The following is a 23,787-nucleotide window of genomic DNA, read 5'->3' as shown; positions in this document are numbered from 1 at the left end:
TTGAAGTCCCAATTACCAATGAAAAAGATAGACAAACTTATTTTGGCGCCCTCAATTATCAAAGCAAAGAATTCCATATTCAGAGCCATCCATCTGGTGATGGAAAATCAACAGTTACATTCATAAAACACTTACAAGATAAATATAAAAATCGCAAGATTATCTTGATTTGGGATGGAGCTAGTTATCATAAGTATGGAGAATTTAGAGACTTTTTATTAGAACTAAATGGTGACAAAGAACCTGATAATTGGTCAATTACTTGTATTTTATTTGCTCCCAATGCGGACCAACAGAATCCCGTTGAAGATATTTGGTTACAAGCTAAAAACTTTTTAAGAAAGTATTGGTATTTATGTAGGTCTTTTAAGATTGTCAAGTTTTTGTTTGAGTTTTTTACTAACGAACATAAATTTGATTTCCCCAAAATACGTCAATATACTTACACAGAGAAAACCATTTAGGATTGCTCTAGATATAGAAAATCATTTAGGATTGCTATAGTTGTCAAACCAACAATTTTGGGGGATGCGTGGTTTCTCTGGGTAAGTCCGATTAAAGCAAAAATATCCGATCGACTTTAGGAAAACTTCAATCCCCCGACAAAACCGTCAATGCCTCGCAGCCGAGGCTTGTGTGTCAGAAAAATTGTCGCCCAATAGTCTGCACTCCCTCTCCTAACACGTTTCCCCCCCTTATGGTAGATAACACTTAGGTAGGTAAGCCTGTTATATTGGCACTATGTAGGCAATTTTCGTGACTACAGGTACTTGCACGTAAATGAGTCAGAGTGTCTGCTTATAGACTATACTTCGGCTAACCCCTACCAAACCACACCTAATGCAAGTTATGAACAGCCAAAAAGTCAGCGTAATCATTCCTGCCTTCAATGCTGCCGACACTCTGGCCGAGACAGTTGCCTCCGTACTCAATGGTACCCACAAGAATCTAGAAATTTTAATTGTTGATGACTGCTCTACTGACGCTACTAACAAAGTTGCCGCTAAACTGGCGGAACAAGATTCGAGAATTCAATACTTCCGGAATCCTCAAAATTACGGGGTTTCTAAGGCGAGAAACTTAATGATATATCGGGCAACGGGCGAGTATGTAGCGTTTATCGACAGCGACGATACCTGGGAAATCAACAAGCTAGAAGTTTGTTTGAAGATGCTCGCAGACAATCCCGAAGTCAAAGCTGTGGCTCACGCTTTGCGGTATTTAGACAAGCGCGGCAACAAATTGAGTTACATTCCCACCTATCCTACAACTAAAGCAGAAATGCAGGCGATTAAGGAGACAGGCGAAAGCCCTTGGGTTTTCCCGTCTTCTGTTGTAGTCGATCGCTCCATTCTTCTCAAAGAAGGTGGGTTTGCAGAAGATTGGGAGGTAGGAGAAGATACAGAGTTATTTACCAAACTCGCTCAAAAGTACGGCTTGCTAGCTACGACAGAACCTTTGGGAAATTATCGAATTAGAGGAAAGTCTCTCACGGACAAGCACTGGCTGAAAAAGCGCATAGCTTCTGATTGTGTCAAGGAAAACCAACTGCGGCGCTTGCGGGGAGAAAAAGAGTTATCACTCCACGAGTACGAACAGATACGCTTTAAGAATTTGCCCCTTTTGAAAAAGATTAACAAATTCCGAGAAGTTTTGGCACTGCACTACATGAGAAAGCTGGGGCAAAGTTTTTTAAATCGGGAGGTTTTGCCGACTATTGTTTACGGCATCGCTACCACAGTGCTCAATCCTCAAGCTACTCTGAACAAGTGGAAATGGATGAAGGCTCACGAGAAGCTGAGTCATCAAAAGGCAGAAGGCATCAGTAATTCGGCAGAATTAAACCCCCCGCGAGTTTCTGAATTCGGGGGGTTATCCTCAAGGAGCTGATATTTTTATACAGGTTTTAGTCAAGAAACTAAGGAGCATCTCATATTTGTAAAAACACTTCTTCTCGCTCCTGCATTCTGACTCTTTCCTTCTGCCTCCTGCTTCAAAACTTTAATTTATAGCTTGGCGACAAAAGTGAGATGCTGCCAGAAACTAGGTGATGCCCGCCCTGCATCAAAGCCGATCGCGCAGGGGCTAGTTAATAGGCCCTCTTCGGGTCTTGAGTGGTATTTGACTGTTAATATCCTGTCGGGTCAATTACCCGCAATAACAACTGCAGCGGCTTGCCGCCGTGCGATGGGAAACGATATAAAAATTTTTGAATGTCGCGATCGGATGTCAGCTTCAACCCTATACAGGGCAGAAATAACAGCGTTCGCCCCCGTGCTATTTGCCGCCAAAACAGTTACACTAAATATCATATATAAGTAAAGAGCCAAGTTTTTTGAATGAAAAAATGGTTGGCAAAGCCCCTTTTGAGGCAGAAAGTAAAAGCAAAAAATTACAAAAAGTTCTGCCTTATACCTTCAGAGGACGATCGCCTTTTTATTTGGAATTAGATTGAATTTATGGACTGGCAAGAAATTTCTGGTAACTGGGTATTAATTCCTTCAAGACCGATCGCGATCGTACATTTTCTCGGCGGTGCATTTGTGGCGACAGCACCGCAACTCACTTATCGCTGGCTGTTAGAAGCTTTGGGGAACCAAGGATATGTTGTAGTAGCAACGCCGTTTGTCAATACTCTGGATCATATTGCGATCGCCCGCGATGTCCTCAACAAATTTGAAAATGCCCTCGATCGGCTGCGGGCCACTAAATTGCTCAAATCTTCCTATCTCCCCATTTACGGTATGGGACACAGCATGGGATGCAAACTTCACTTGCTGATCGGTTCTGTGTTTGACGTAGAAAGGGCAGGCAATATTCTGATTTCTTTCAACAATTATGCGGCATCCGAAGCAATCCCGATCGTCGAGCAAATTTCCCCCGTCTTTAACGTCGAGTTTACGCCGTCCCCGCAAGAAACTAATCGCCTCGTCCAAGATAGCTATCAAATCCGGCGCAATCTTTTAGTGAAATTTAACGGCGACAACATCGACCAAACCCTGCTGTTGACCAAACTGCTAAAGGCACGATTTCCCGAGATGATTACAGTTGAGACCCTGACCGGCAACCATCAAACGCCCTTAGGTCAAGATGTTAGCTGGCCTGTAGGTCAAATTTTTACGCCCTTCGATGCGATCGGGCAATGGGTAAAACAAGAAGTGTATCGAGAATTAAATGAATTAAAACGGACAATTCTGCTGTGGCTGAATCCTCTGTCCCGCGTTTAAAAGCCGATCGATTTCATTAACCGAAAAGTTCCTCCGGCAGTTCCAAAATATCAGCTTCATCCTTCGGCATTGAGACACGGCGAATAATTTTTGACCATCGACAAACAGTTCCGTCCATCAGCCGTTCTCTCGTAACTAATACTGTCTGCGATGTCTTTGATCAATTTTAGGCCCCGCCCGCCCGGAGAGTGAATATCTACTTTTTCCGAAATATCTTGGATTTTTTTCTCTAAATCAAACGGATCGCCCGAGTCCCAAATTTTAATCTCTAAAGATTCAGCGAACACCGCCACCTGAATGTCAACAGGCAAATCCGCTGGTTTGCCCTTGTGCGCGTGACGCACCGCATTCGTAAAGCCCTCAGCCAAAGCTAACTGACACCTGAGCCACACACTTGTAGGAATTCGGGAGTCGTACAATTGTGAAAACCAAGACAAAACATGGTCTAATCCATTGAGACCGGTATTGACTTGAAGATCCGCTTTTTTGAGCATCGGCAACTTTTCGGAACCTTTTAATTCAATCACGCTCAGCCACTGAAGTTCTCTATCGGTCTAGGGAAATATAAAACAAAGCAAAATTCAATCTAAACTTGAGGATACTAGCTGTTGCTGCTAGTTTGTAAATATCAAATCTACTAATTAGCTTTTTAGAATACCAGAAATCGTACTCCCATGTCAACTTGTCCGTGCTGCCAATAAAAATCGATCGAAGTTCATATTCTAAGTATAAACTAAGTGAAGTTTGAGGGCGCTAAAATTTTCATCAAATTTAGAGGTAAATTAAACTCCACGGTGCGGGGGCAAAAGCATTTACCTCGTCGAAGGCGATGTTATTAGAGTATACTCAATCTCAGACCAGCGCGCTGACAGGATATATTTTTAATGACCCCCAGACCTTGAAAGACTTGTAGTACCTGAGTGCCCATGTTTCAAATTCTGGTTATTGACGATGATACGGCTGTTCAAGAACTGCTGAGAAGAACTCTGAAAAAACAGGGTTACGAAGTAACAGTAGCAAGTAATGGCGAAGACGGTGTAGCCCAGGCGCAAAAATTGCGTCCGGCCCTGATAATTTGCGACTGGATCATGCCGCGCTTGACGGGCATAGATGTCTGCCGTCGAGTTAAGGCAGATCCGGATCTGTCAACTACACAATTCTTTTTGTTGACTTCTTTGGGTTCGATCGCCGATCGAGTCAAAGGGCTCGACGCCGGTGCCGACGACTTTATCTCGAAGCCGATCGAACTCAACGAATTACAAGCGAGAGTACGCGCCGGATTGCGGCTGCACCAACTCAGCCGAGATTTGAAAATAGCCAAGCAAAGTCTGGAAGCAGAATTAGCCGAAGCGGCTGAGTACGTGCAATCGCTGCTGCCAGATCCGATGACGGAACCTGTCAGCATTGAAGCAAAGTTCATTCCCTCCCGACAGTTGGGGGGAGATTGCTTTGACTACAACTGGCTGGACGCAGATTATTTGGCGATTTACTTGCTAGACGTGGCCGGTCACGGTTTGCGGGCGGCATTGCCTTCGGTGGCAGTTTTGAATTTGCTGCGATCGCGCGCCCTCCCCAACATTGACTACTACAAACCCAGCGATGTTTTGCGCGCCCTCAACACCACCTTCCAGATGACCTACCAAAATGACAAGTATTTCACCATCTGGTACGGCGTTTACAACCGCATTTCTCGCCAGCTAGTTTACGCCAGCGCCGGCCATCCCCCGGCCGTGTTGATTTCCCAGTCGCCTGCGAGCACTGCTAAAATCCAGCGATTAAAAACCCCCGGAATGCCTGTGGGGATGTTCCCCGACGCCCCCTATGTCGATAATTGCTGCGATGTCGAGGATTTAAGCACTCTCTACATCTTTAGCGACGGAGTATACGAGATCCACCAACCAGACGGCAATATTTGGGGGCTTGACCCTTTCGTAGACCTGTTAGCAGCTTACAACGGTGCAACTGCCGACCAATTAGAGCTGGTTTTGAACTACATTCAAACGTTGAACGCTAAAGCAGTTTTTGATGATGATTGGTCTTTACTCAAGGTAAACTTTGGCTAGCTGACCTCTTGCATCACATCTGCGACAAAATAGCAAGAAGGCAGCAGCCAAAAGATTTAGTTAGTTGAGAGAATTTTGCTATTAAAAGCTTCACGGGTCGGAAATATCTCGAAAACTCGATCCATGCTGGTGAGTTCAAATAAGATGCGGATTTGCTCGTTGATAGAACAGACAACTAATTGACTCCCAGCGGCCCGGACTGTTTTGAGCGCCAAGACTAAAGCACCCAAACCAGAACTATCCATAAATGTCACATCTTGGAAGTCTATCAATACCACATCGGCTCCCGCTTCCACTAGGTCGCTAATCTCTTGGCGGAATTGACTTGCCTTGGTGCCGTCTAAAATGCCAGAGGGCTGAATAATTTTAACTACAGGACTCATATTTTGCGGTGGGAATGTCAGAATTTCTAGCCAGACTAGGCTAGTATAGCTGCGAGATGGACTCCGATCCAAATAACGCAGAGTGAAAGCGCCAGAGGCTGAGAGCGGGAAAATAGTTTTGAGTGCAAAAGATGGCGATCGTCGCGGATCGCAACGCTGATGAGAGTCGCAGCGCCACGCCGGCAGTGAATTTTGAGAGGGGGACAATCTTTGTTCTGCTGAATACCTTCTGGTATTAATCAAACTCGGCTAACTTTGGCGCGGTAGAGGAGTTTGTCGCCTTGTCTGTAGCCTGTGTAGCGGACTTTGACGGGTTCTCCCGGCTGGGCTGTTCCTTCGATGAGCTGGTGCTGTTGCGGATTGTAGGGCAGTTCGGCTCCGACTGGAGCGATCGACTCCACTCCCCAATGCTCCAATAACTGCTCGACTGGCCGCAGCAACGGCAGCAGTTTCTGAGCCCGCAAGTGGTGATTTTCCTGAGCTTTGCTCGCAGCAGTCGGCCACTGCAACATCCAAGATTCTAAAATTTGCACGCTAGATAGCTGGAATTCCTGCATCAAAGATTCTCGCTGCTGTTCGATCGAAGCTTGCAGGCGCTGATATTCTTGTTCTACGGCTGTTGGTGGAGACTGTTCTAACTCTACGTCTGGTGCCAAGGTTGCGAGCAGTTCGCTTAAGGAAATTTGTAAAGCTTGACTGATTTTGAGCAGGATGTCGGCTCGGGTTTGCAGGGCTAAGCCGCGACGCAGGCGACTGACGTGGATCTCGGAAACTCCTGCTTTTTGGCTGAGTTCTCGATCGCCCGAAAGCCCCGCCTGTTGAATCAGGCGTTGCAGTTGAGGAGCATAATCTGGAATATTAGCTGCCACAAAAAATTCATCCAAATTAATAAATGGACATATTCTCGATCCTAAGCTCTCAGGAGCATTAACGAAATACATTTTTGGGGCGGGTTCTTCGACCCGCCCCACAGGAGTTTCGCAACTTATGAAGATGCAAGTTCAATTATTGACAGCTTGCTATTTGACGGCTACTTTTTCGCGGGCGGCGGCTGTTGCACTTGTCGCAGAACCTTGCAAATGCGCTTCTAGGAACCACAAACGCTTGTCAATTGTCCGCGAAATTTCGGTGTAGAGATCCGCTGTATCGGCGTCGCCGAGTTCCGCTGCTTTGTCGATGGCGACTCGCAGGTGTTGGGCGTAGGGTGCATAGCGATCGGCCAAAGCAGTCACGTATTCTTTGCCGTCTACAATGTCGAAAGGAAATTCTGGCAGGATCGAATCTGCGGCGGCTGTGCGGGCTGTTCCTACAGCCAAACCGCCCAAAGCTGTGACCCGTTCGGCAACCGTATCAACGTATTCTTCGAGTTCTGTTGCCATTTCGTCAAACAGCAAGTGCAACTGGTAGAAGTCCATGCCTTTAACGTTCCAGTGAGCTTGCTTGACTTGAGTTTTTAAGTCCAGAGTCGTTGCCAGCGTGGCGTTGAGCAGCCCGACTACTTGAGAGCGGGTGGCGGCGGACATATCGATGCGGGTGGGGTAAAGATGTTGTTTGTGGTTGTTGGCAGTCATAGGTTTTTAGGTTGTTAGTAGTGATTGTCGATCGAATATCAAGGTTTGGGCGATCGAATATTTGCCTGTTGTGAATTTCTGTTGATAGGCTCATGCTAGGTGCATCTGCAACACGGCACGGGTAGCTCGGCGTACTTTACAGCGGATAGTTTCTAAACCGAGACGCTGGCAAGCTTCGTACCGGTGGCAGCCCGAAAATCCGTAATACTGACCATCTACTTCTAGCACGTCGATGGGTTCGTTTAAACCTACCTCGCGGATGGATTCCATGAGGGCGGCTACTTTGCTTTGGTCGTTGACTCGCGGCAGGGGGCGGCGGATCTGGTTGAGGGGTATTTCTTCGATCCTCATGGCGACTCTCTTTTTTGCTTCTTGTTAAATCATACTCGTAATGACTTCGACTTGGCAATAAAAATGTCAGGAAATTTTGAGATTGGCAGAACGGGGGCGTGCGATCGGCCGTTTGCTGTAGTGTCGGGGGATGGAGGGCGATCGGCTTTGGGTGGGAAAATCACCATTAAAAATTCCTTCCCATCACCTGGGTAGCTCAATTCATTGTCCGTGTCTTGACGTTTGAATGCCCTAAAGTTATAAATTTATTAGGCAAAGCCTAGGGGTAGTCGTTACGACTGCCGCATCATAACCGCTGAAAAATAACCGCTAAAAAGGCGGTTTTAGCGTTTTTTTAGAGAGCGGATTTCATTGCCATGTAATGGTATGTCTTGAGGACTCTTTCAGCAATTTTTGAAGTCCACTAGAAGACTATTAATGATAGCTTCGTTGCTCCTCTCAATCAAAACGCCACCCATTGCAAAAAAGGGAGAGGAGTCATCGGGACTCGGTTTGGGACTTCCAGACTCGTCAAGGTACAGAGCAAATTCTTTAGGTTTGGTTTCCAGCGTATTAATAGCAGATTCAACATTATTGGGAACTTTGGTGAGGCGAAACTGGTTAACCATAATTTGCTTCTTGACACGATTATTATATTGTGGTTGAGGGAAATTTTTTCTATCCTTATTGTTGCGGGCTTTTTTTCACTTGTTGTTAAATCATGCTCGTAATGAATTTGACTTGATAAGAAACATGATGACTTAGGCAAAAAGCAGGTTTTACAATGTATCTATGATGGTTGGCAATAATTCGGTTGAAAGCAGTCTAATCAACTTGAATGATTAGATTTTACATATGTTAAGAAAGTTGTCTGTCTCACGCACAACTCTCAAACTGTTTCTCTATTGCTCAGATATCCAATCTAAACAAGAACTGCAAAAAAACTTTGGTTCCCAAGGATAACCAGGTGTAAGTTCGCCACATTTCGCGCATTCTGTTAAACCGTGACCACTACCACACTCTGGATTAGTACATATGCCTTTAAACTCTCCGTAGGCGAGCGTAGTTCTTTCATTGCAATCTGGGCAATTTGTTAACAAGAAATCTGCCCCCTTGCTATAGTAAGACTCTATTTCTAACTCTCGCATAACTCGGTCTCTTGATTTATTGAATTCTTCAATTTTACCCTTTATGTCCCGATCAAATTGCCTTCTACGCTCTTTCTGAACTCTTTCCCAGACTGAATCTATTTTGTGTATTTTTTCTGTAATTTCTAAGGCTTCAGGTGATTTTTCAATACTTATGTGAAGTTCTTCAACAAGAAACTTATCAATCAACTCCAAAAACTTTGATAGATTCGACCACAGTTCGTACTTGTTAACCGAGATTTTGTAATGCTCAAATTTATTTCTCACATCTTGCACATATCTAATTAACTTTACATCTTGCTCGGAAAATACAAATTCCGGGCCGATTTCTAATTTTTCTAAGGCTTCATCGAGATCGACGGTATTAGGAACTTTTCCTGAATCAAGCTTGTTTCTTATATCTTTTAGGCTTCCTTTGTAGATGAGTTCTGGCTTATAACGAAAAAGCCTTTCTTTAAGAAGTAGCAAAAAACCAGAAAAAAGATTCAGAACACCATACTTGTAACTCTTCGTGCCAATATCAGCCGCATTTAAATATTCTCTCAAAATGTAATAATTATCAAAAAGCTCGTCTATGCCCTTGAGAATAAAATCTAGCCCATTATTTAACAAGCTGAGTTCAAGTTTGATATTTGCTGATTCTGCATTGCTCATAGAAAAAGTTTAAATCAAGTATAACGTTATTATCAATTTTAACTAGACAAAATTTAGGTTGACCAAAGCCCAACCATTATTAGACTGAAAGTTGCCGAACCATACCCCAAGTCATGTGGAGAGGCGGAAACTTTTCGTATAACTCGTTATTAGACTAACATTTTTTATTGAGTTATGCAAAATTTGGTGATTGGCCTGACTTTCTTGCGTCTAACTCTGGAATTCGGGCAATAAGCCGCGCCCTAACACAAGATCGATCCCCCATTAACAAAAAATCGCAGCATCTGCTACTGAATCCTATCAACTCAATCCCGCAATAATATTGACGCTCATCGCCAGAATAGCGGTGTTAAAAAAGAACGACAGCACGCTGTGAAAAAGCACGAGATACCTCGTGGAACGAGAAGTGATCTGCACGTCTGCAACTTGACAAGTCATGCCAATACCAAAGGAGAAATATAAAAAATCTTTGTAATCTGGTTCCTCGTCGCCCGGAAAATCCAAACGCCCCGCCTGCGAGTAGCTGCCGTGCTGCTTGCTGCGGTTTTTGTAAAAGCTGCGGGCATAGTGCATGGTGAAGATAGTGTGCACCTGCATCCAAGACCCAACAATTGTGAGGACAGAAAGCCCCAGGTGCAGAAATAGCAAATTCGGCGACAGGCCTTTTGTATCGCGCAGCAAAAAGAAGATGGCTAACAAGCTAGCAAAAGCGGCTGCCACGATCGTACTTAAGATTGTTAAGCGGCCGGCATCCAACTGCTGAGCGTGGTGGCGCATCATTTCGGGAGTGCCTTGCAGCATCAGCATCCAAGTTAAAATCAGAAAACTGACCGCGCCCGCGTTCCAAATGCACAGCGTCCGAGTCAGGGGGAGATAATCAGGCGGCAGCAACACAGCAACTGCCATAGCAAACAGAACAGAGACAAACAGGCGGTGCCGGACACTCCAGATCCAGTGCATTTTAGATTGGGAAACATTTTTCACAGTAATCTAGTGTAATTTAGGCACAGTCAGGGTTAGAAAATCTCAACTACTGCCATCTTCGCAGGAACTCCCAAAAAATTGGTATGAATTAATAACACGCAGCACAGGCAAGATTTTTCATGCCTTTCGATAGATCGATCGACCTCAACATTCTAGTTACAGTGGGAGAAAAGATAAATTGCGGTTTGACATTATGACATCCTCCCAACCCCTCAAAGGCATTGAATTGATCGACTGCGCCAAAGCCAACGCCCAACAAGGAATCGCCACAGCCGCTGAGCTTTGTGGCTACGGAGGCGACCTCAACACCTTCGAGCGGGAACTCAGATCTGCTTGCCAAGACATCGGCGTCGAAGTCAAGGAGTTAAGCGACTTGATTACGGATCAGCAGATGATGAAACAAGGAATGGGCATTGAAATCGCTCCAGATACTCCCTCAGAACTCTAGGCTCACTCTCCACCGCACCAGTTTTAGCTCTAAGGCCCCTGCCAGAGCACTATTGTCAGCCTGCTAGCTGAGGCAGGCTAGAATGTTTTGCATGGGAGCTTCCGACTCTGGGCAGGAGTCGCGTTTCCTCCCGTGAAGAGGGTGCTTTCTGGAGGGGTGCTGAGATTGTTAGGAGGACTATCGTGTCAGATCAGCAAGACCGAATTATGCGTTTGTTTATAGAGGAGGCTAAGGAGCACCTCGATACCCTAGAAAATGGTTTAGTGGATTTGAAGTCCACGATGAAAGACCCCGAAAGCGTCCAGGAGATGTTTCGAGCGGCCCATTCGGTAAAAGGAGGGGCGGCAATGCTGGGCTTAGATAGTATTAAAACAACCGCTCACCGTTTGGAAGATTGTTTTAAGGTGCTCAAAGACGGGCCCGTCAAGCAAGTTGACCAAACGTCAGAATCCCTATTTTTAAAGGGAGTTGATACGCTTAAGGACTTGCTGGGGCGACTGGAGGGGCCTTTCGGTTTGAGGAATGAAGAGGGAGAAAAACTCGTGCAGCAGGTGATGCCTGTTTTTGCTCAACTGGAAACTCACCTCAATAACTTGGCCTCGGGCAAAGTTATACCGGTTGCTGCTGGGTCTGGTGCGCCCGCCGCTCAAACAGCGGGCCCTGTGCCGGCGAACTTTGCTATTGAAGTTATGGCTTTACTTAAAGAAATGTTGCAGGTGTTCAAGCAGAAAGAATCGGCTGCTAGTCGCCAGGAGTTGACGGCTGTCTGCGTTCGCCTCTATAAGTTGGGAGGTAAAATTGAGACTTGGCAAAATTTAGTTAAAACAGCTAGAGGGGCGATAGTTAATCCCAAAAACTCTTATAAAGTCTTAGCTCCGCTGATTATCAAAGAACTCAAGGAGGCTGGGGATTTGGTGCAAGGGGGGAAAGTCAAGACGATCGTTCCGAGTAAAAATTTGCTACTTTTGGCAGCAAGCCCAAAACCTGCAGAGGCAAGCGCCCCAGCAGCCCCAGCAGCAGAGTCGAAGCAAGTAGCACTTCCCGGCGAACCGAAGGCTGTAGTGAGGCTTTTGCTGAAAACCTTCAACAAAAAGCAACTCTCGGAAATCGCCAAGTTATTGGTTCACGCCATCAAATCCTCGAACTAGGAGTTGTTGCAGTAGAAGATAGAGTCGCAGCAATATTTGTGAGACCGAAAATTTTGTGGTGCGTGCTGGCAGCCTAAATTCAGCAGCAACTATAAAAAATTTACTCATTCGAGATTTTTGCTTTCTAACTTCTACTGTTGGGCAACCCTGCGTTAGAATTAGTGAATACAGGATAGGCGTGCAATATTGTACAAAAATTAAAATGTACAAAAATTAAAAATCGAGCAGGCTTTAGAAGGCGGTAGCTGTGAAACCAATTCGTTCATTAGAAGATGCTTTGAACCGCTGTCAGGCGATGGGAATGCGCTTGAGCCGCCAGCGTCGATTTATTTTAGAACTTTTGTGGCAGGCAAAAGAACACCTTTCGGCTCGCGAAATTTACGATCGCCTCAACCAACAAGCGCATTCGATCGGTCATACTTCTGTTTATCAAAATCTAGAAGCTTTGTCGAAAGCAGGGATTATTGAGTGCATAGAACGCTCGGAGGGACGCTTGTACGGCAATGTCAGCGACTCTCACTCTCATGTCAACTGTCTTGATACGGCTCAGATTCTGGACGTTCATGTGGAATTGCCGATCGATTTGATAGAGCAAATCCAACAGCAAACGGGCGTCAGAATTGTAGACTACCGGATAGATTTCTACGGATACCGAACTGCAGAGTCCCCCACGCAAGCATTGAGTGTCAGCGATACACCAAAGGCTTCGTAACGGATAAAGCAGCGGCTGTTGGAAGCAAAACCGATCTTTGTGCTCTTGCCTGTCGCTCCTATAAAATAATTCAAGTATTTTAGCTGGGATCGATCGGTTTTTTTGCGCCGCCCGCCGAAATTCGGCACAGTAGAAAAAAAAGAAAACACAAAAATGAAACTCGATCGCCAAGTTTGGCGATCGGGAATAAAATTTACGAAGATACCCAAAAAATCAGTTCTACCGGCTACACGTAAAAGTGTAGACAAAATCCGGCTGTAGCGTCCCCTGGATTTTTAACCGGCTTGGAGGAGACGAAAGTTTGTGTAGTTGGGGTTTCAACCGCTGAGTCCGATCGGCGAATTTCTGACGCGGATTTTATATTAGACCTTAGTGGAATCCCTCCCACAATTCATCTGTGGAGTCAAATCTAAAATCTCAAATCTAAAATCTCAAATCTAAAATTGATGGACTGACGGGGCTTTATGCTGTTTTTTCTGCTAAACGACCCCGGTATCTGTGAATAACTGTGTGATAACTGGTATGATTTACGTGCTTCGAGAGCCTAAAATACTAGGAAGCAACCAGTGGGGCTGGACACGAACCTCACTATAAAACGCCGTAGAGGGAAAGACTGCCAGTACCTTGAAGGAACTTCTCGATCTCCTTAACAGGAGTCAGAAGCCGACATCACAATCTATGATTTGATGTGGGAGTGTCACGTGAAGAGTGCGCATTACAGGACAGGCTGAAGTAATGGCGAGACGACAATCTGACCAATTCCACACACCACCGCAATACAACCCATCCCCCAAACCGACGGCACATTTGAGTGCAGAGGCGACAGGCGATGCGATTTCCTCAGCAACGGCGTCACCGATAGAGGGGAAAAGAACTTTTTGGCAGTGGCAGCTAATCTGGCTGAGTCTCCTGGTGGGATTTGGAGTAACCGGTGCCGCTGCATTTCTGTGGTTGCTGACGATGCCGCCGCCTCCCAATTGCCAGCAACTGTCGCCGCTGGCGGCGGACGGAGAGCGACTTTACTGCGCTCAGCAAGCAGCTAAGTCGGGCAAGCTAGAACAGCTAGAATCGGCAATGGCACTGGTGCAGGCTTGGCCGAAAGAACATCCGCTATACTCGCAGGGTCAACATTTGATAGGGGAATGGTCGAAATCTATTCTGGGATTTGCCAGGGCAAAAATAGAGAGGGGCGATTTGAAGGGTGCTCTGGAGATTGTGGCGAAAATTCCGAAAACCAGTCCGTCTTACCCCGAGGTAGAAGAGGCGGTTACTGCTTGGGAAAAAAATTGGCAGGAGGGCCAAAAACTCTACGATACAGCCCTAGCAGCTTTGAAAAGTGAGGATTTAAGGAAAGCCTGGGATTATGCTCAAGCTCTATTTAAGCTGGAAAATATTTTCTGGAGTCAGAAGCGTTACAACGAGCTGATCCAGCAGATTTCTTTGGAAAGAAACGGCTGGCAGCGCTTGCAAGAGGCTAGAGATTTGGCGGAAGAGGGAACTCCGCAAAAGTTCGCTGAGGCGATCGTCCTGGCTCGTAAAATAGACTCGCAGCTTTTTGCCCGCGCTAAAGCTGAGAAGGAAATTGAGGGCTGGAGCCGGACTTTGCTGGCAATGGCGACTAAGCGATTGGCGGCGAAAGATCTGCCGGGAGCGATCGAGGCTGCTTCTGTTGTGCCGCAGGATTCGCTACTGTTTGCAGAAGCTCAAGATTTGATGCAGTTGGGTAGAGCTCAGGCGGTGACGTGGAACCAGTCGATATCAACTCCGCTGCCACAACACATTTTTAGCTTGCTCGAAGGGCAGGGGGCTGCTAGCCAAATTGCTCCGGGTCGCCCTCTGTACAAGCAAGCTCAAGTTCAAATTGAAAATTTGCAGGTGCAGTTTCAAGATTTGCTGCGGCTGCAAGTGGCGAGCTCGATCGCTAGTTTCGGTCAGATAGCGACGTTTGGACTCGCGATCGAACACGCGCAAACCATCGGACTCAAGCAGCCGCGGCGGGTTCACGCTCAAACTTTGGTGGCTGCTTGGCGGCGGGAAATTCAGCGGCTCGAAGACCAATCTTTTCTGACCCTGGCGAAGCAGTTGGCAGAACCGCAAACGGTTGAAGGACTCAAGGGCGGGATCGCTCAGTTACTGCTGATCGCTCAAAACCGCCCCCGCAGGATAGAGGCGCAAACTCTCTTGGCTCAGTGGACCAAACGCATAGAAGTTATTCAAGATCAGCCTTTTTTAGATGAAGCTATCGCCCTGGCGAAGCAAGGAAAACTTAGCGCTGCTATTGAAAAAGCTTCGGAAATTAAGAGCGGCAGGACTTTGTACGCCAAAGCTCAGGATAATGTCTATCAGTGGGTGAGCGAACTGCAAGTTGCTCAAGACCGACCGATTCTGGATCGAGCTTCGGAATTGGCCTCTCAAGGCAGTCTAGGAGCGGCGATCGATACGGCTTCACAAATCGGTTACGGTAGGGCGCTGTATTCAGAGGCAGCAGGTGCGATCGGGCGCTGGAGTGCTGAACTCAGAGCTAACACTGCACCGCCGCCGGAACCCGCTCGCGAGTACGCGCCAGCTCCCCAACAGGAGTACGCGCCTCCTCCGCCACAGGAGGAATACGCGCCAGCTCCCCAACAGGAGTACGCGCCTCCTCCCGAGGAGGCTCCGGCTCCCGAGCCTTACTATCCGCCTGCCAGCCAAGAGGCCCCGGCTCCCGAGCCGGAACCTTACTATCCGCCTGCTAGAGAGCCGGAACCTGAACCTTACTATCCGCCCGCGAGGGAGCCGGAACCTTACTATCCGCCCGCGAGGGAGCCGGAACCTTACTATCCGCCCGCGAGAGAAGAAGCCCCGGCTCCGGCCCCGGAACCTGCTCCTCCGGCTCCGGCTCCGGAACCCCCACCGCCCTCGATTCCTGAATCGGCTGGGCCTCCTGATGCTAATTTGATCCCCGAGTAATTGGGTTTTCGCGCGATCGACCTCTAAAATCTCAAATCAAAAATCGAGTGAGTAACTTTCAACTGCTGTCGATCGATGCCGACCCCATTTTCCGGCTGGGGCTGAGAGTCGCTTGCGAGCAGTATCCAGACTTGCAAGTTGTCGCAGACGTTTCAACGGGAAACGAGGCTTTGCGGGTTCTAGAGGCTCGCTCGCTAGGCTCTGAAACAGCCAAGAAGCCTGCTGATTTGGCCATTTTGGCTGTTGAGACCTTAAATTGGCGATCGCGTCAAATAGAGGCGCTGGCATTGTGTGGCGAACTCAAAAGTTTGTACCCCAACCTGCCGCTGTTGGTGCTAGGCGGGCCGCTGACACCGGAGCTGTTGGCGGAAGTACAGGCCGCAGGTGCGAATGGCTATTGTCCTAAAGGTAGAGGTATTTCCGCGACCATCGAAGCTATTCGCGCGGTGGCATCTGGTAGCACTTATTGGACGACAGATGTGGCATCTAACTCGGAAATAGAACAAAATGCAGCGGTGCTTCAAACAGTAGAAAACTCACCAGTAAGTACAGAGCAAAATGTAGATTATCCGACAGTTGATAGGCCCGTACACAAAAAAATACTGGCTGGTTTTTGTCTGTCTGGACTGCGAGAAATAGATGCAACTTTGGCGGTTGTTCAAGGTGATTTACAAGAACTCAGAGCCGCAGCTCCGAAAGATTTGCCGTCTATTTTAGATGGGGTTGTACTCAGCGGGCGCCGCCGAGAATTGCTGGCCGCTCGCTGGATTGTCAGTCAGTTATTATTTGAAGGCAGAACGCAGAAGGCAGAAGGCAGAGAGGAGACGGGAAAAGGCAGAAGGCAGAGGGCAGAAAGCAGAGGGGAGAAAGAAGAAATTAGAGGCGAGAATTTGTTAAATAATGCTCAATCGCCATTAGCGAATTCCCAAGTTTCGGCTGAATCTTTGGCGGTTGCAACTAATTGGCAAGGTAGCTTGTTTGACTCGGTGGCGGCTAAATTGCAGTTTGAGTTGGTGAATGTGACTGGCGTGCCTTTGGAAATCGATATTTTGCGATCGCCCAAAAAGCGTGAATTGATGAGTTCCATCCTGCGGAAGTTAAAAGATTTGCTGGAGGAATTGCGCTTTTCGCAAGTGCAGCAAACTCAATTGTCACAAAAAATGCCGGCTATTTTACGGGATTTGTGGGAGGCGACAATCATAGATTTTTTTGGCAGATACTATACACTGCAAACGGAAGAAGATCTGGTTTTTGATGGCAGTCAAACAAGCTTGAACTTGGGAGAAAGTCAAGGGGGAAGCGCTGCTTATCTCTTGGCAGGCAGCGGCGTCGAAGTTGTGCCGATGCTGCTGGCAGATGCTGATGTAGTTGCAGCAGAAATCCTTGACAAAATACCGATGACAGTTGATTTTTTGGCACATTTACTATTTGAAGTTCCTCTAACAGTTGACAATATTTCTTGTGTTGCTGGCAGCCCGGAAGCAATGCAGCGAGCTGAAGCTTTGTTGGAAAATTTGGCAATTCAAGTTGCTAGCGGAGTGGTACAGCCTCTGCTAAATAATTTGGCGAATATTGAGGAAATTAAGCAAATTTTTTACGATGGTAAGTTGATTTCGACGCGAGAAATTGAGCGGTTTCGGAATGATTTGTCGTGGAGATATAGCTGGGATAGCTATTTTGTGGAACCGAAAGCTATTTTTGAAAGCAGGTTTTGGCTGTTTGTTTTGGGCGATTCAGGAATTAAGAGAATTTCTATTTATGCTCCGAGAAATCTGGAGTTAGCACAGCTTTCTGGGTGGCAGTTAGCCTTGACTTTGCTGCTGGAAACCAGGGATGCGATCGCACCTAGAGTTCGCGCGGTTATTTCGCTGTTGGGCGCTGGCGTTGTTTATGTTTTGACTCAGGTAATAGGGCGGGGAATTGGTTTGATCGGGCGGGGAATTATCCAGGGGATTGGTAATTCTTTGCAGGATAGCAAGTTTGGGAAAAATGGGTAATTGGGAATTGGGCATCGGGAATTGGGCATCGGGCATTGCTAATTGATAATATTGATAATTGGGCATTGGTAGTGATATTATAGGTGGGATATATATGAGATGTGACACCATTCTCAATAACCTGTAGGGGCGGGTTTTTCCAACAATATTTGGTTGAGATCGATAGTCTCATAAACCCGCCCCTGCCCAACGGTAAATCGCGGTCGCTCGACCGGATTTGATATAAATTACTGCTATAGGGTTGACATTTTATGAGTATTATGATATCGATAAATGCCGATCGCATAAACAGTTTAGATTTGTCTCCGGTGCGGACTGCGATCGAAAAATGGCTGGCCGAAGGAGCGATCGCCCAAAACGAACAACAGCTACAATTTGAAATTGAGTATCCGCGCGAAGAGTTAGATCCGCGAGAAATTTCGGAAATTCCCGAAGTGCGGCTGTGGTTTATTCGCTTGGATGCTTGTTACCCTTGGCTGCCATTTTTGCTGGATTGGAAAGCGGGAGAATTGGCCCGGTATGCGGCGATGTTGGTGCCGCACCAGTTTCACCGCACCCAAGGTATTCAGTATAATCCTGAAGCTTTGGAGATGTTTTTGATGAACAAAATTTTTGTGTTGACTGATTGGTTGAATCAGCAAGGAATTCCCAGTAAATCGAAGTTGATGGCGATGTCGCAGATGTTTGGTTATGATTTGGAGGATGCTTTTTTTGATGTGATTGTGCCGCACAAATAAGCATCGCACTCAAATTAACATAGTCCTAATTAGGTAGGCGACTCTATACCTAAAGACTAAGTAGAAAGGTAGAAATCCGGTTTCTTCCCTTGTGTGGCGGGCTTTCCAGTCCGCCTGCGAAGCTGTAAGTTCTATCCACAACAGGTTAATTAAGCTTAACAGCAACCGGAATCAGACTTTAATACAGTCATTAAACCAGCGCGCCTCAAAAAATTGTTGGTGGACTTCAGAATTTTCTCAGAATTGAGAGTTAGTTTAAATAGACAACGATCGCCCGATTCAATCGATCGAGGAAATTTCCCATGCAAACAGATTACCTCATCGTCGGCAGTGGTTTATCAGCACTGGTTTTCGGAGCTTTGATGGCAAACTCCGGCAAAACCGTACAAATCCTCGAAGCTCACGAACATCCGGGAGGTTTTGGTCACACCTTTACAATGGCCAACAAATACACGTTTAATGCCCAATTCCACTACGTTTGGGACTGCGGCGAAGGACATACAGTCAATCGAGTTCTCAAAAAACTCGGTCTCGATCGAGATGTCACCTTTGAACGGTACGATCCGAATGGCTACGACCACATGAGGATGCCTGGGTATGCACTGGATATTCCCTCGGAACCAGAGGAACTGATCCGGCGATTGTCGGCGCTGTTTCCCGAAGCGGGCGAGAGAATTCGCCAATTCGTGAACGAAGTCGAGAAAACAGGCGAAGGACTAAGAAAACTCGCTCCTCCCGTCAAACCAATTGAATTGCTCAAAAATTTCGGTGACGTATTCTGTGCCGTCCAACACCTCAATAGTACACTTCAGGACGTTTTCGACAAGTTCCAACTCCCGCAAGCCGCCCAAACCTTATTAGCCCTGCAATGGCCGGACTTTTTGCTGCCTCCAAATCAGCTTTCTTTCTATGCTTGGATTGCCTTGTTTAGAGGCTATCAAGAAGGCGCATTTTACCCGACGCAGCATTTTGAATATGTCATCAATTCTTTAGTTAAAGTCATTGAATCCAACGGGGGGAAAGTTTTATTAAACCATGAAGTCACGAATTTTATGGTGACAAACAGAACAGTAACTGGTGTTGAAGCGATGGATTTGACCACCAATCAAACCCATGAATTCACTGGCGACACGGTGATTTGCAACCTCGACCCGAAAAGAGCGGCCAAGATGATTGGAGAGGAACTGTTCTCTAAAAAAGTGCGGCGGAAACTCAACTATGAGTATTCTGCCTCTAACTACATGGTGTACTGCGTTGTCAAAGATATCGATCTCCGAGACTATGGATTTGGCAAGTGGAATACGTTTCATTCGGAACACTTGGATCTAAATGAAGCGTTTGCTCAAATGTATGAGCAAAATGATTTTTCTCGTCCGAGCTTTGCAATTACAACGCCAACTTTACTGACGGAAGCGCGGCGGGATTGTCCAGAAGATTGTCAAATTGTCGAATTTCTGACTGTTGCTAATTACAGCTATTTTAAACAACTTTGGGAGACCGATCGCAAAGCTTACAGACAGAAGAAACAAGAGATTCTGGACTCGATTTTAGATGTGGTTGAAAAACACTATGTTCCGAATTTCCGCAAACACATGGTCTTTCATATTACCGGAAGTCCGACGACTAACGAGCGCTTCTGTTGGTGTCCTAACGGTAATTCCTACGGTTCCAGCCTGACGCCGCGCAACATGGGGGTCGATCGGCTAAATCATGAAACATCCCTCAACAATTTCTATTTCTGCAACGCTTCCTCGGGCTATCCAGGCTTTGCACCGACATTTTGGACGGGGGCGCTGCTTTATCAACGTTTATCCGGCGATGCGATTTTAGGCTAAGGAAAATGGGCAATTGGTTATTTTCCGGTTTCTCTCGTTCCTTGGCAAAGCCAAGGAATGAATTTCACTCTTGCCCTGCCTCCTCTTAAAAATCTCTCGTTTCTGCTCTCGTTATCTCGTTCCTTGGCTCTGCCAGAGAATGAATTTATGGAGGCTCTACCTCCTCTTAAAAATGACGAGGCACAGCAAGACTAAAATGCGTTTCTAGGTGATACCTGGAAACGATAATTTCTTACTTTTTCCTTCTTCCTTCTTCCGACTTCCATCGGACTGACATCCGTTACATCCGTTACATCCGTCGAGCGAATCCGTTGCCGAACTTCCTTCTTCCATCTTCCTTCTATCAATCTAGGAGTGAACTATGAGAATTGCAATTGTTGGGGGCGGAGCCAGTGGTATGGCAGCAGCCTACTGGCTCGATAAACAGGGGCATCACGTCACTGTGTTGGAAAGTCAGCCGATTTTAGGCGGACACATTCGCACGCTGAATAAAAATGTTGTCCCAAATCAATCGGAGTGCAACGAAATATTAGAAAATGGGGTGCTGGAATTTCCGACTGTGTTTTACAACTTCGTTGGTTTGATGCAGGAGCTAGGGGTTGAATTAGAACCCGTGCAGATTGGTTCCGCGCTGTTTTTTAAAGATGGCACTCACTTTTTGTCTGGAGTCTCTATCCGAAAGAATTTCACCGGAATCCAACGCCTGATCGAGTATTTGCGACTTGATAGTCTCTACGCTCGTTCGGCGGGATTTATTTTAAAAATGCGGTTTGCTAAACAGCACGATTTCTACGATATGCCACTTTCGGAGTCTTTGAAAAGCTCGTGCGTCCGCAATTATTGGCTGAAGTTGCTGACGATGTACAGCTACTCGATACCGTTTGAATTGCTCGACAATTTCCCGGCAGAATTAGCGATGCCTGTTTTGCGCGAATATGCCTCGGTCAACTGGGTGAGGATTAAAGGCGGGGTGTATTCTTACATTGAAAAGATTCTGGAACGGTTTAAGGGCAATATACTGCTGAATGTGGAGATTGCTAATATTTCTAGAAGTGCGGATGCTGTAAAAATTGTGCTTTCTGATGGGGAAATCCAGGAATTTGATAAGGTGGTTTTTGCGATGCCACCAGATCGAGTTATGAGGCTGTTGTCCGATCCGACGGAGGCGGAAACGAAGCGGTTTTCGGCGTGGAAACCCAATTATGCGACCACTGTACTGCATTCGGATACATCAATGTACGATCGCTACGGTATCCGCAAGTTATCAGAATTTGATTTTTTCGAGACAGACAAGGGATGGGGATATAATGCGAGCTTGAATCAGCTTTGCGGCATCTCATCACCACGAGAGTACAGTTTAGCTTTTCAACTGGAGGAGTCGATCGACAAAAAGCACATTATTCACATTCAGAAACATCACACGCCGCTGTACACTGTCGAGTCTTTTCGATATCGAGATGAAGTTATCGAGACTAATGGCGAGAACAATACTTATCATGCGGGAGCTTACTTGGGGGATGGTTTACACGAAGGAGCTATTACATCTGCTTTGCGAGTCGCAAAATTGATCGGTTAAGCTCAATAATGGTTCTACAAACTCTCCCAAATATCGGTACATTTCTTGCCAGTGCAGCACTCTCACCGAAAGTAACGATACCTGCATCAAAAATTAGACAAATGCCATAGTCGCCGACTCGGATGCGAGATAGATTTTTGCCGTTTGCTAAGCTGCGACAGTACCCGTCGCAGTTAAGTAGACATCCTTGCTTACAGATTCCGGCATTCTGGCTCCGGCTAACTGAGTACCCTCAAAGTTGGCTCCCATTAATGTTGCCCCGGTCAAGTCAGCTTCGCTCAAGTCTGTATAGTACAGCCTAGCCCAATCAAGATTTGCCTGCACCAAAGAAACTCCCACCAGATTTGCTCTGCTTAAATCTGCTCCCATCAACTTGACGCCCCGCAACTGAGCTCCGCTGAGATTGGATGCTATCAAGTTCGAGCCTTCCAAGTTGACCGCGTTGAGTTTGGCTTCGCTCAGGTTGACGCCATTGAGATCCGTCCTGCTCAGGTCGATACCGTTGATGTAAGCTTTCCTAAGATAGATGCCTGTTAGTTGAGCGCCAAAGAGCCTTGCACCGCTGAGTTTTGCTCCTCCGCAGTTGGCCCAGTTGAGGTTTGCCCCCGTGAGGTTCGCGCCCCGCAGGTTGATGAATTTCATGTCGGCTGTACACAAATTGGCATTCCAGAGGATGGCGCTGCGCAGGTTGCTACCTATTAGTTGGGCTCCGCTCAACTTTGCCCTAGGGAGTTTTGCTTTAACGAGGAAAGCTCCGCTGAGATTGGCTTTCGTCATATCTGCGTCCGCTAGTCTGACTTGACCCATTTTGGCAAAACTTAGATTTGCCCTGTAAAGGTTTGCGCCGTTAAGTTCTGCTTTGGTCAGATGCGCCCGACTCAGGTTAGCTCCCGACAGGTTAGCCCTCGAAAGGTTTACCCCAACTAAGATGACTCCGCTGAGGTTGGCTCCGGCGAGGTTGACATCAGCAAAGTCTCTATTTCCATTTTCGTAGTCTTTGAGCAACTCAGTTACTTCCATACGGGTCAGATTCCTTATAGCGGAAATTTATCTAGAAATAAACACTCTTGATACATATTTTATATCAAAGTGAGCGGACGCGATCGCACTGTCAAGATAACTGAATATTAACTTTATATTTATAAAGATACTTTGTGCTTTTTCCCAAGTCCCAATAGTTTTGATGTCTTAGTCTGAAACCATTGATTTACCGTTGGCAGCTTTTGTGCCTCGGCAAGGGTTGACCTCGTAGTCAGAGCGCTGCAACCGTTATTTTACGGGAGGCAATCAAAAACTGTCCGAAGTTTTGGATTAAGAACTCTATATATTCATTGGTGACTTTTGTATAATTACCTTTTTCACGTCCGTAGCGGAGTGATTGTAGATGCTCGGCGTTCGATCTGCACACCCATATACTACTGTGCTATAGCTACAACCGAAAATATCACTAATTTAGTGATATTTTTTTCACCATCAATAGTACAATCAATCTCCTTGTTTTCAAATGTGGAGAACAACTCTTTTTCAACTGATACTGGAAGTTTATCGGTTGTATTCGCGTCAGTTGTAGCGAAGCTGCCATAGTCGCATCTCCCTATTTTATCTACTGTCATTTTTTATTTAAAAAAGGTCTAAAACAGCTTAATAGCCAGCGATAATTATTCTCTGTTGTCTTGCAGCAGTTCTGCGATCGTGCTTTTCAATCTTTCCTTAATTCGTTAAGGTTAAAAGTAATTTCAGACATTCAGGAATTACGAATAGACTCTACCTGTAGGGCGATGCACACCGCACCTTAGCACTACAGATTTTGTAGTAAAAAATGATTCGTTGCCTAAGTCCTAACATTGTACTTATGAGGGATTTATCGATATGCCTAACGGGAGAGGCTATTCGTTCACAACCTAGCTGATAATATATTGCAGATTGTACAAAACTAACAGTAAGTAATATTTTTCTAAAGATGTGCTAGAGATAAAGAATGTAAGATCCAAGACCATCCTGTGAGAAAACCAATGACATTATTTG

23 protein-coding genes are annotated in these 23,787 nt (G+C 46.2%); 13 read left to right on the top strand and 10 right to left on the bottom strand.

The annotated features are described in order from the left end of the window. From QUA80_RS29440 to QUA80_RS29430, 3 genes are all read left to right on the top strand, one after another. On the top strand, positions 1–464 hold a 464-nt coding region (locus QUA80_RS29440), incomplete at its 5' end, for a transposase (protein WP_333428504.1). A gap of 385 nt (positions 465–849) precedes the next feature. Further along, positions 850–1,890, top strand: coding sequence for a glycosyltransferase family 2 protein (locus QUA80_RS29435; RefSeq protein ID WP_333428503.1), 1,041 nt, complete (start codon positions 850–852; stop codon positions 1,888–1,890). Between the two features lie 569 nt (positions 1,891–2,459). Next, the gene (locus QUA80_RS29430) at positions 2,460–3,227 is read left to right on the top strand and encodes a DUF1350 family protein (RefSeq protein ID WP_333428502.1); all 768 of its coding nucleotides are present in this window, start codon (positions 2,460–2,462) and stop codon (positions 3,225–3,227) included. Positions 3,228–3,283: 56 nt separating this feature from the next. On the opposite strand, the gene QUA80_RS29425 is transcribed toward QUA80_RS29430, so the two are convergent. After that, positions 3,284–3,754: an ATP-binding protein gene (locus tag QUA80_RS29425; RefSeq protein ID WP_333428501.1), complete on the bottom strand. Its 471-nt coding sequence runs from the start codon at positions 3,752–3,754 to the stop codon at positions 3,284–3,286. A gap of 399 nt (positions 3,755–4,153) precedes the next feature. Here QUA80_RS29425 and QUA80_RS29420 point away from each other — a divergent pair, with 399 nt between their 5' ends. Beyond that, positions 4,154–5,290, top strand: coding sequence for a SpoIIE family protein phosphatase (locus tag QUA80_RS29420; RefSeq protein WP_333428500.1), 1,137 nt, complete (start codon positions 4,154–4,156; stop codon positions 5,288–5,290). A gap of 56 nt (positions 5,291–5,346) precedes the next feature. On the opposite strand, the gene QUA80_RS29415 is transcribed toward QUA80_RS29420, so the two are convergent. The 4 genes from QUA80_RS29415 to QUA80_RS29400 form a co-directional block, all read right to left on the bottom strand. Beyond that, entirely contained in the window at positions 5,347–5,673 is a 327-nt protein-coding gene (locus QUA80_RS29415; RefSeq protein WP_333428505.1) for an STAS domain-containing protein, read from the bottom strand. A 239-nt stretch (positions 5,674–5,912) separates the two neighbouring features. Then, positions 5,913–6,614 (bottom strand): helix-turn-helix domain-containing protein, encoded by a 702-nt coding sequence (locus QUA80_RS29410; protein WP_333428499.1) that lies wholly within the window; start codon positions 6,612–6,614, stop codon positions 5,913–5,915. Between the two features lie 78 nt (positions 6,615–6,692). Beyond that, a complete protein-coding gene (gene dps, locus QUA80_RS29405) occupies positions 6,693–7,244 on the bottom strand; it encodes a DNA starvation/stationary phase protection protein Dps (RefSeq protein ID WP_333239414.1) in 552 nt (183 codons plus the stop codon). Positions 7,245–7,334: 90 nt separating this feature from the next. Continuing rightward, positions 7,335–7,595 carry a sulfiredoxin gene (locus tag QUA80_RS29400; RefSeq protein WP_333204641.1) on the bottom strand — a complete coding sequence of 87 codons (261 nt, stop codon included), beginning with the start codon at positions 7,593–7,595 and terminating at the stop codon, positions 7,335–7,337. 63 nt (positions 7,596–7,658) lie between these two features. On the opposite strand from QUA80_RS29400, the gene QUA80_RS29395 reads away from it, so the two are divergent. Then, the gene (locus QUA80_RS29395; RefSeq protein WP_333428498.1) at positions 7,659–7,790 is read left to right on the top strand and encodes a hypothetical protein; all 132 of its coding nucleotides are present in this window, start codon (positions 7,659–7,661) and stop codon (positions 7,788–7,790) included. Positions 7,791–7,978: 188 nt separating this feature from the next. Here the strand turns inward: QUA80_RS29395 and QUA80_RS29390 are convergent, their stop codons facing one another. The 3 genes from QUA80_RS29390 to QUA80_RS29380 all read right to left on the bottom strand — a co-directional run bounded on the left by QUA80_RS29390 (position 7,979) and on the right by QUA80_RS29380 (position 10,360). After that, positions 7,979–8,203: a DUF3800 domain-containing protein gene (locus QUA80_RS29390; protein ID WP_333428497.1), complete on the bottom strand. Its 225-nt coding sequence runs from the start codon at positions 8,201–8,203 to the stop codon at positions 7,979–7,981. Between the two features lie 273 nt (positions 8,204–8,476). Next, positions 8,477–9,376, bottom strand: coding sequence for a hypothetical protein (locus QUA80_RS29385; protein WP_333428496.1), 900 nt, complete (start codon positions 9,374–9,376; stop codon positions 8,477–8,479). A gap of 300 nt (positions 9,377–9,676) precedes the next feature. Continuing rightward, a complete protein-coding gene (locus tag QUA80_RS29380) occupies positions 9,677–10,360 on the bottom strand; it encodes a DUF1345 domain-containing protein (RefSeq protein ID WP_333428495.1) in 684 nt (227 codons plus the stop codon). 193 nt (positions 10,361–10,553) lie between these two features. Between QUA80_RS29380 and QUA80_RS29375 the strand changes: the two genes are divergently transcribed. The 8 genes from QUA80_RS29375 to QUA80_RS29340 all read left to right on the top strand — a co-directional run bounded on the left by QUA80_RS29375 (position 10,554) and on the right by QUA80_RS29340 (position 21,762). Next, on the top strand, positions 10,554–10,808 hold the full coding sequence (locus QUA80_RS29375; protein WP_333428494.1) for a hypothetical protein: 255 nt from the start codon (positions 10,554–10,556) through the stop codon (positions 10,806–10,808). Positions 10,809–10,990: 182 nt separating this feature from the next. Continuing rightward, positions 10,991–11,956, top strand: coding sequence for an Hpt domain-containing protein (locus QUA80_RS29370; protein ID WP_333428493.1), 966 nt, complete (start codon positions 10,991–10,993; stop codon positions 11,954–11,956). A 247-nt stretch (positions 11,957–12,203) separates the two neighbouring features. After that, a complete protein-coding gene (locus tag QUA80_RS29365) occupies positions 12,204–12,668 on the top strand; it encodes a Fur family transcriptional regulator (protein WP_333428492.1) in 465 nt (154 codons plus the stop codon). Between the two features lie 735 nt (positions 12,669–13,403). Continuing rightward, positions 13,404–15,617, top strand: coding sequence for a hypothetical protein (locus QUA80_RS29360; protein ID WP_333428491.1), 2,214 nt, complete (start codon positions 13,404–13,406; stop codon positions 15,615–15,617). Between the two features lie 47 nt (positions 15,618–15,664). Beyond that, positions 15,665–17,614: a DUF3685 domain-containing protein gene (locus QUA80_RS29355; protein WP_333428490.1), complete on the top strand. Its 1,950-nt coding sequence runs from the start codon at positions 15,665–15,667 to the stop codon at positions 17,612–17,614. Positions 17,615–17,865: 251 nt separating this feature from the next. After that, on the top strand, positions 17,866–18,351 hold the full coding sequence (locus QUA80_RS29350; RefSeq protein ID WP_333189840.1) for a CRR6 family NdhI maturation factor: 486 nt from the start codon (positions 17,866–17,868) through the stop codon (positions 18,349–18,351). A gap of 302 nt (positions 18,352–18,653) precedes the next feature. Next, positions 18,654–20,186, top strand: a complete 1,533-nt coding sequence (locus QUA80_RS29345; protein ID WP_333428489.1) for an NAD(P)/FAD-dependent oxidoreductase — start codon at positions 18,654–18,656, stop codon at positions 20,184–20,186. Positions 20,187–20,547: 361 nt separating this feature from the next. Further along, positions 20,548–21,762, top strand: coding sequence for an FAD-dependent oxidoreductase (locus QUA80_RS29340; RefSeq protein ID WP_333428488.1), 1,215 nt, complete (start codon positions 20,548–20,550; stop codon positions 21,760–21,762). A 147-nt stretch (positions 21,763–21,909) separates the two neighbouring features. On the opposite strand, the gene QUA80_RS29335 is transcribed toward QUA80_RS29340, so the two are convergent. Together QUA80_RS29335 and QUA80_RS29330 are read right to left on the bottom strand one after the other, a co-directional pair. Beyond that, positions 21,910–22,782, bottom strand: a complete 873-nt coding sequence (locus tag QUA80_RS29335) for a pentapeptide repeat-containing protein (RefSeq protein WP_333428487.1) — start codon at positions 22,780–22,782, stop codon at positions 21,910–21,912. A gap of 395 nt (positions 22,783–23,177) precedes the next feature. Then, positions 23,178–23,375, bottom strand: a complete 198-nt coding sequence (locus tag QUA80_RS29330; protein WP_333428486.1) for a hypothetical protein — start codon at positions 23,373–23,375, stop codon at positions 23,178–23,180. Positions 23,376–23,787 lie beyond the last annotated feature (412 nt).

The organism is Microcoleus sp. F4-D5, from assembly GCF_036704885.1.
Classification (GTDB): Bacteria; Cyanobacteriota; Cyanobacteriia; order Cyanobacteriales; family Microcoleaceae; genus Microcoleus.
This window is presented reverse-complemented; position numbering and strand designations above follow the sequence as displayed.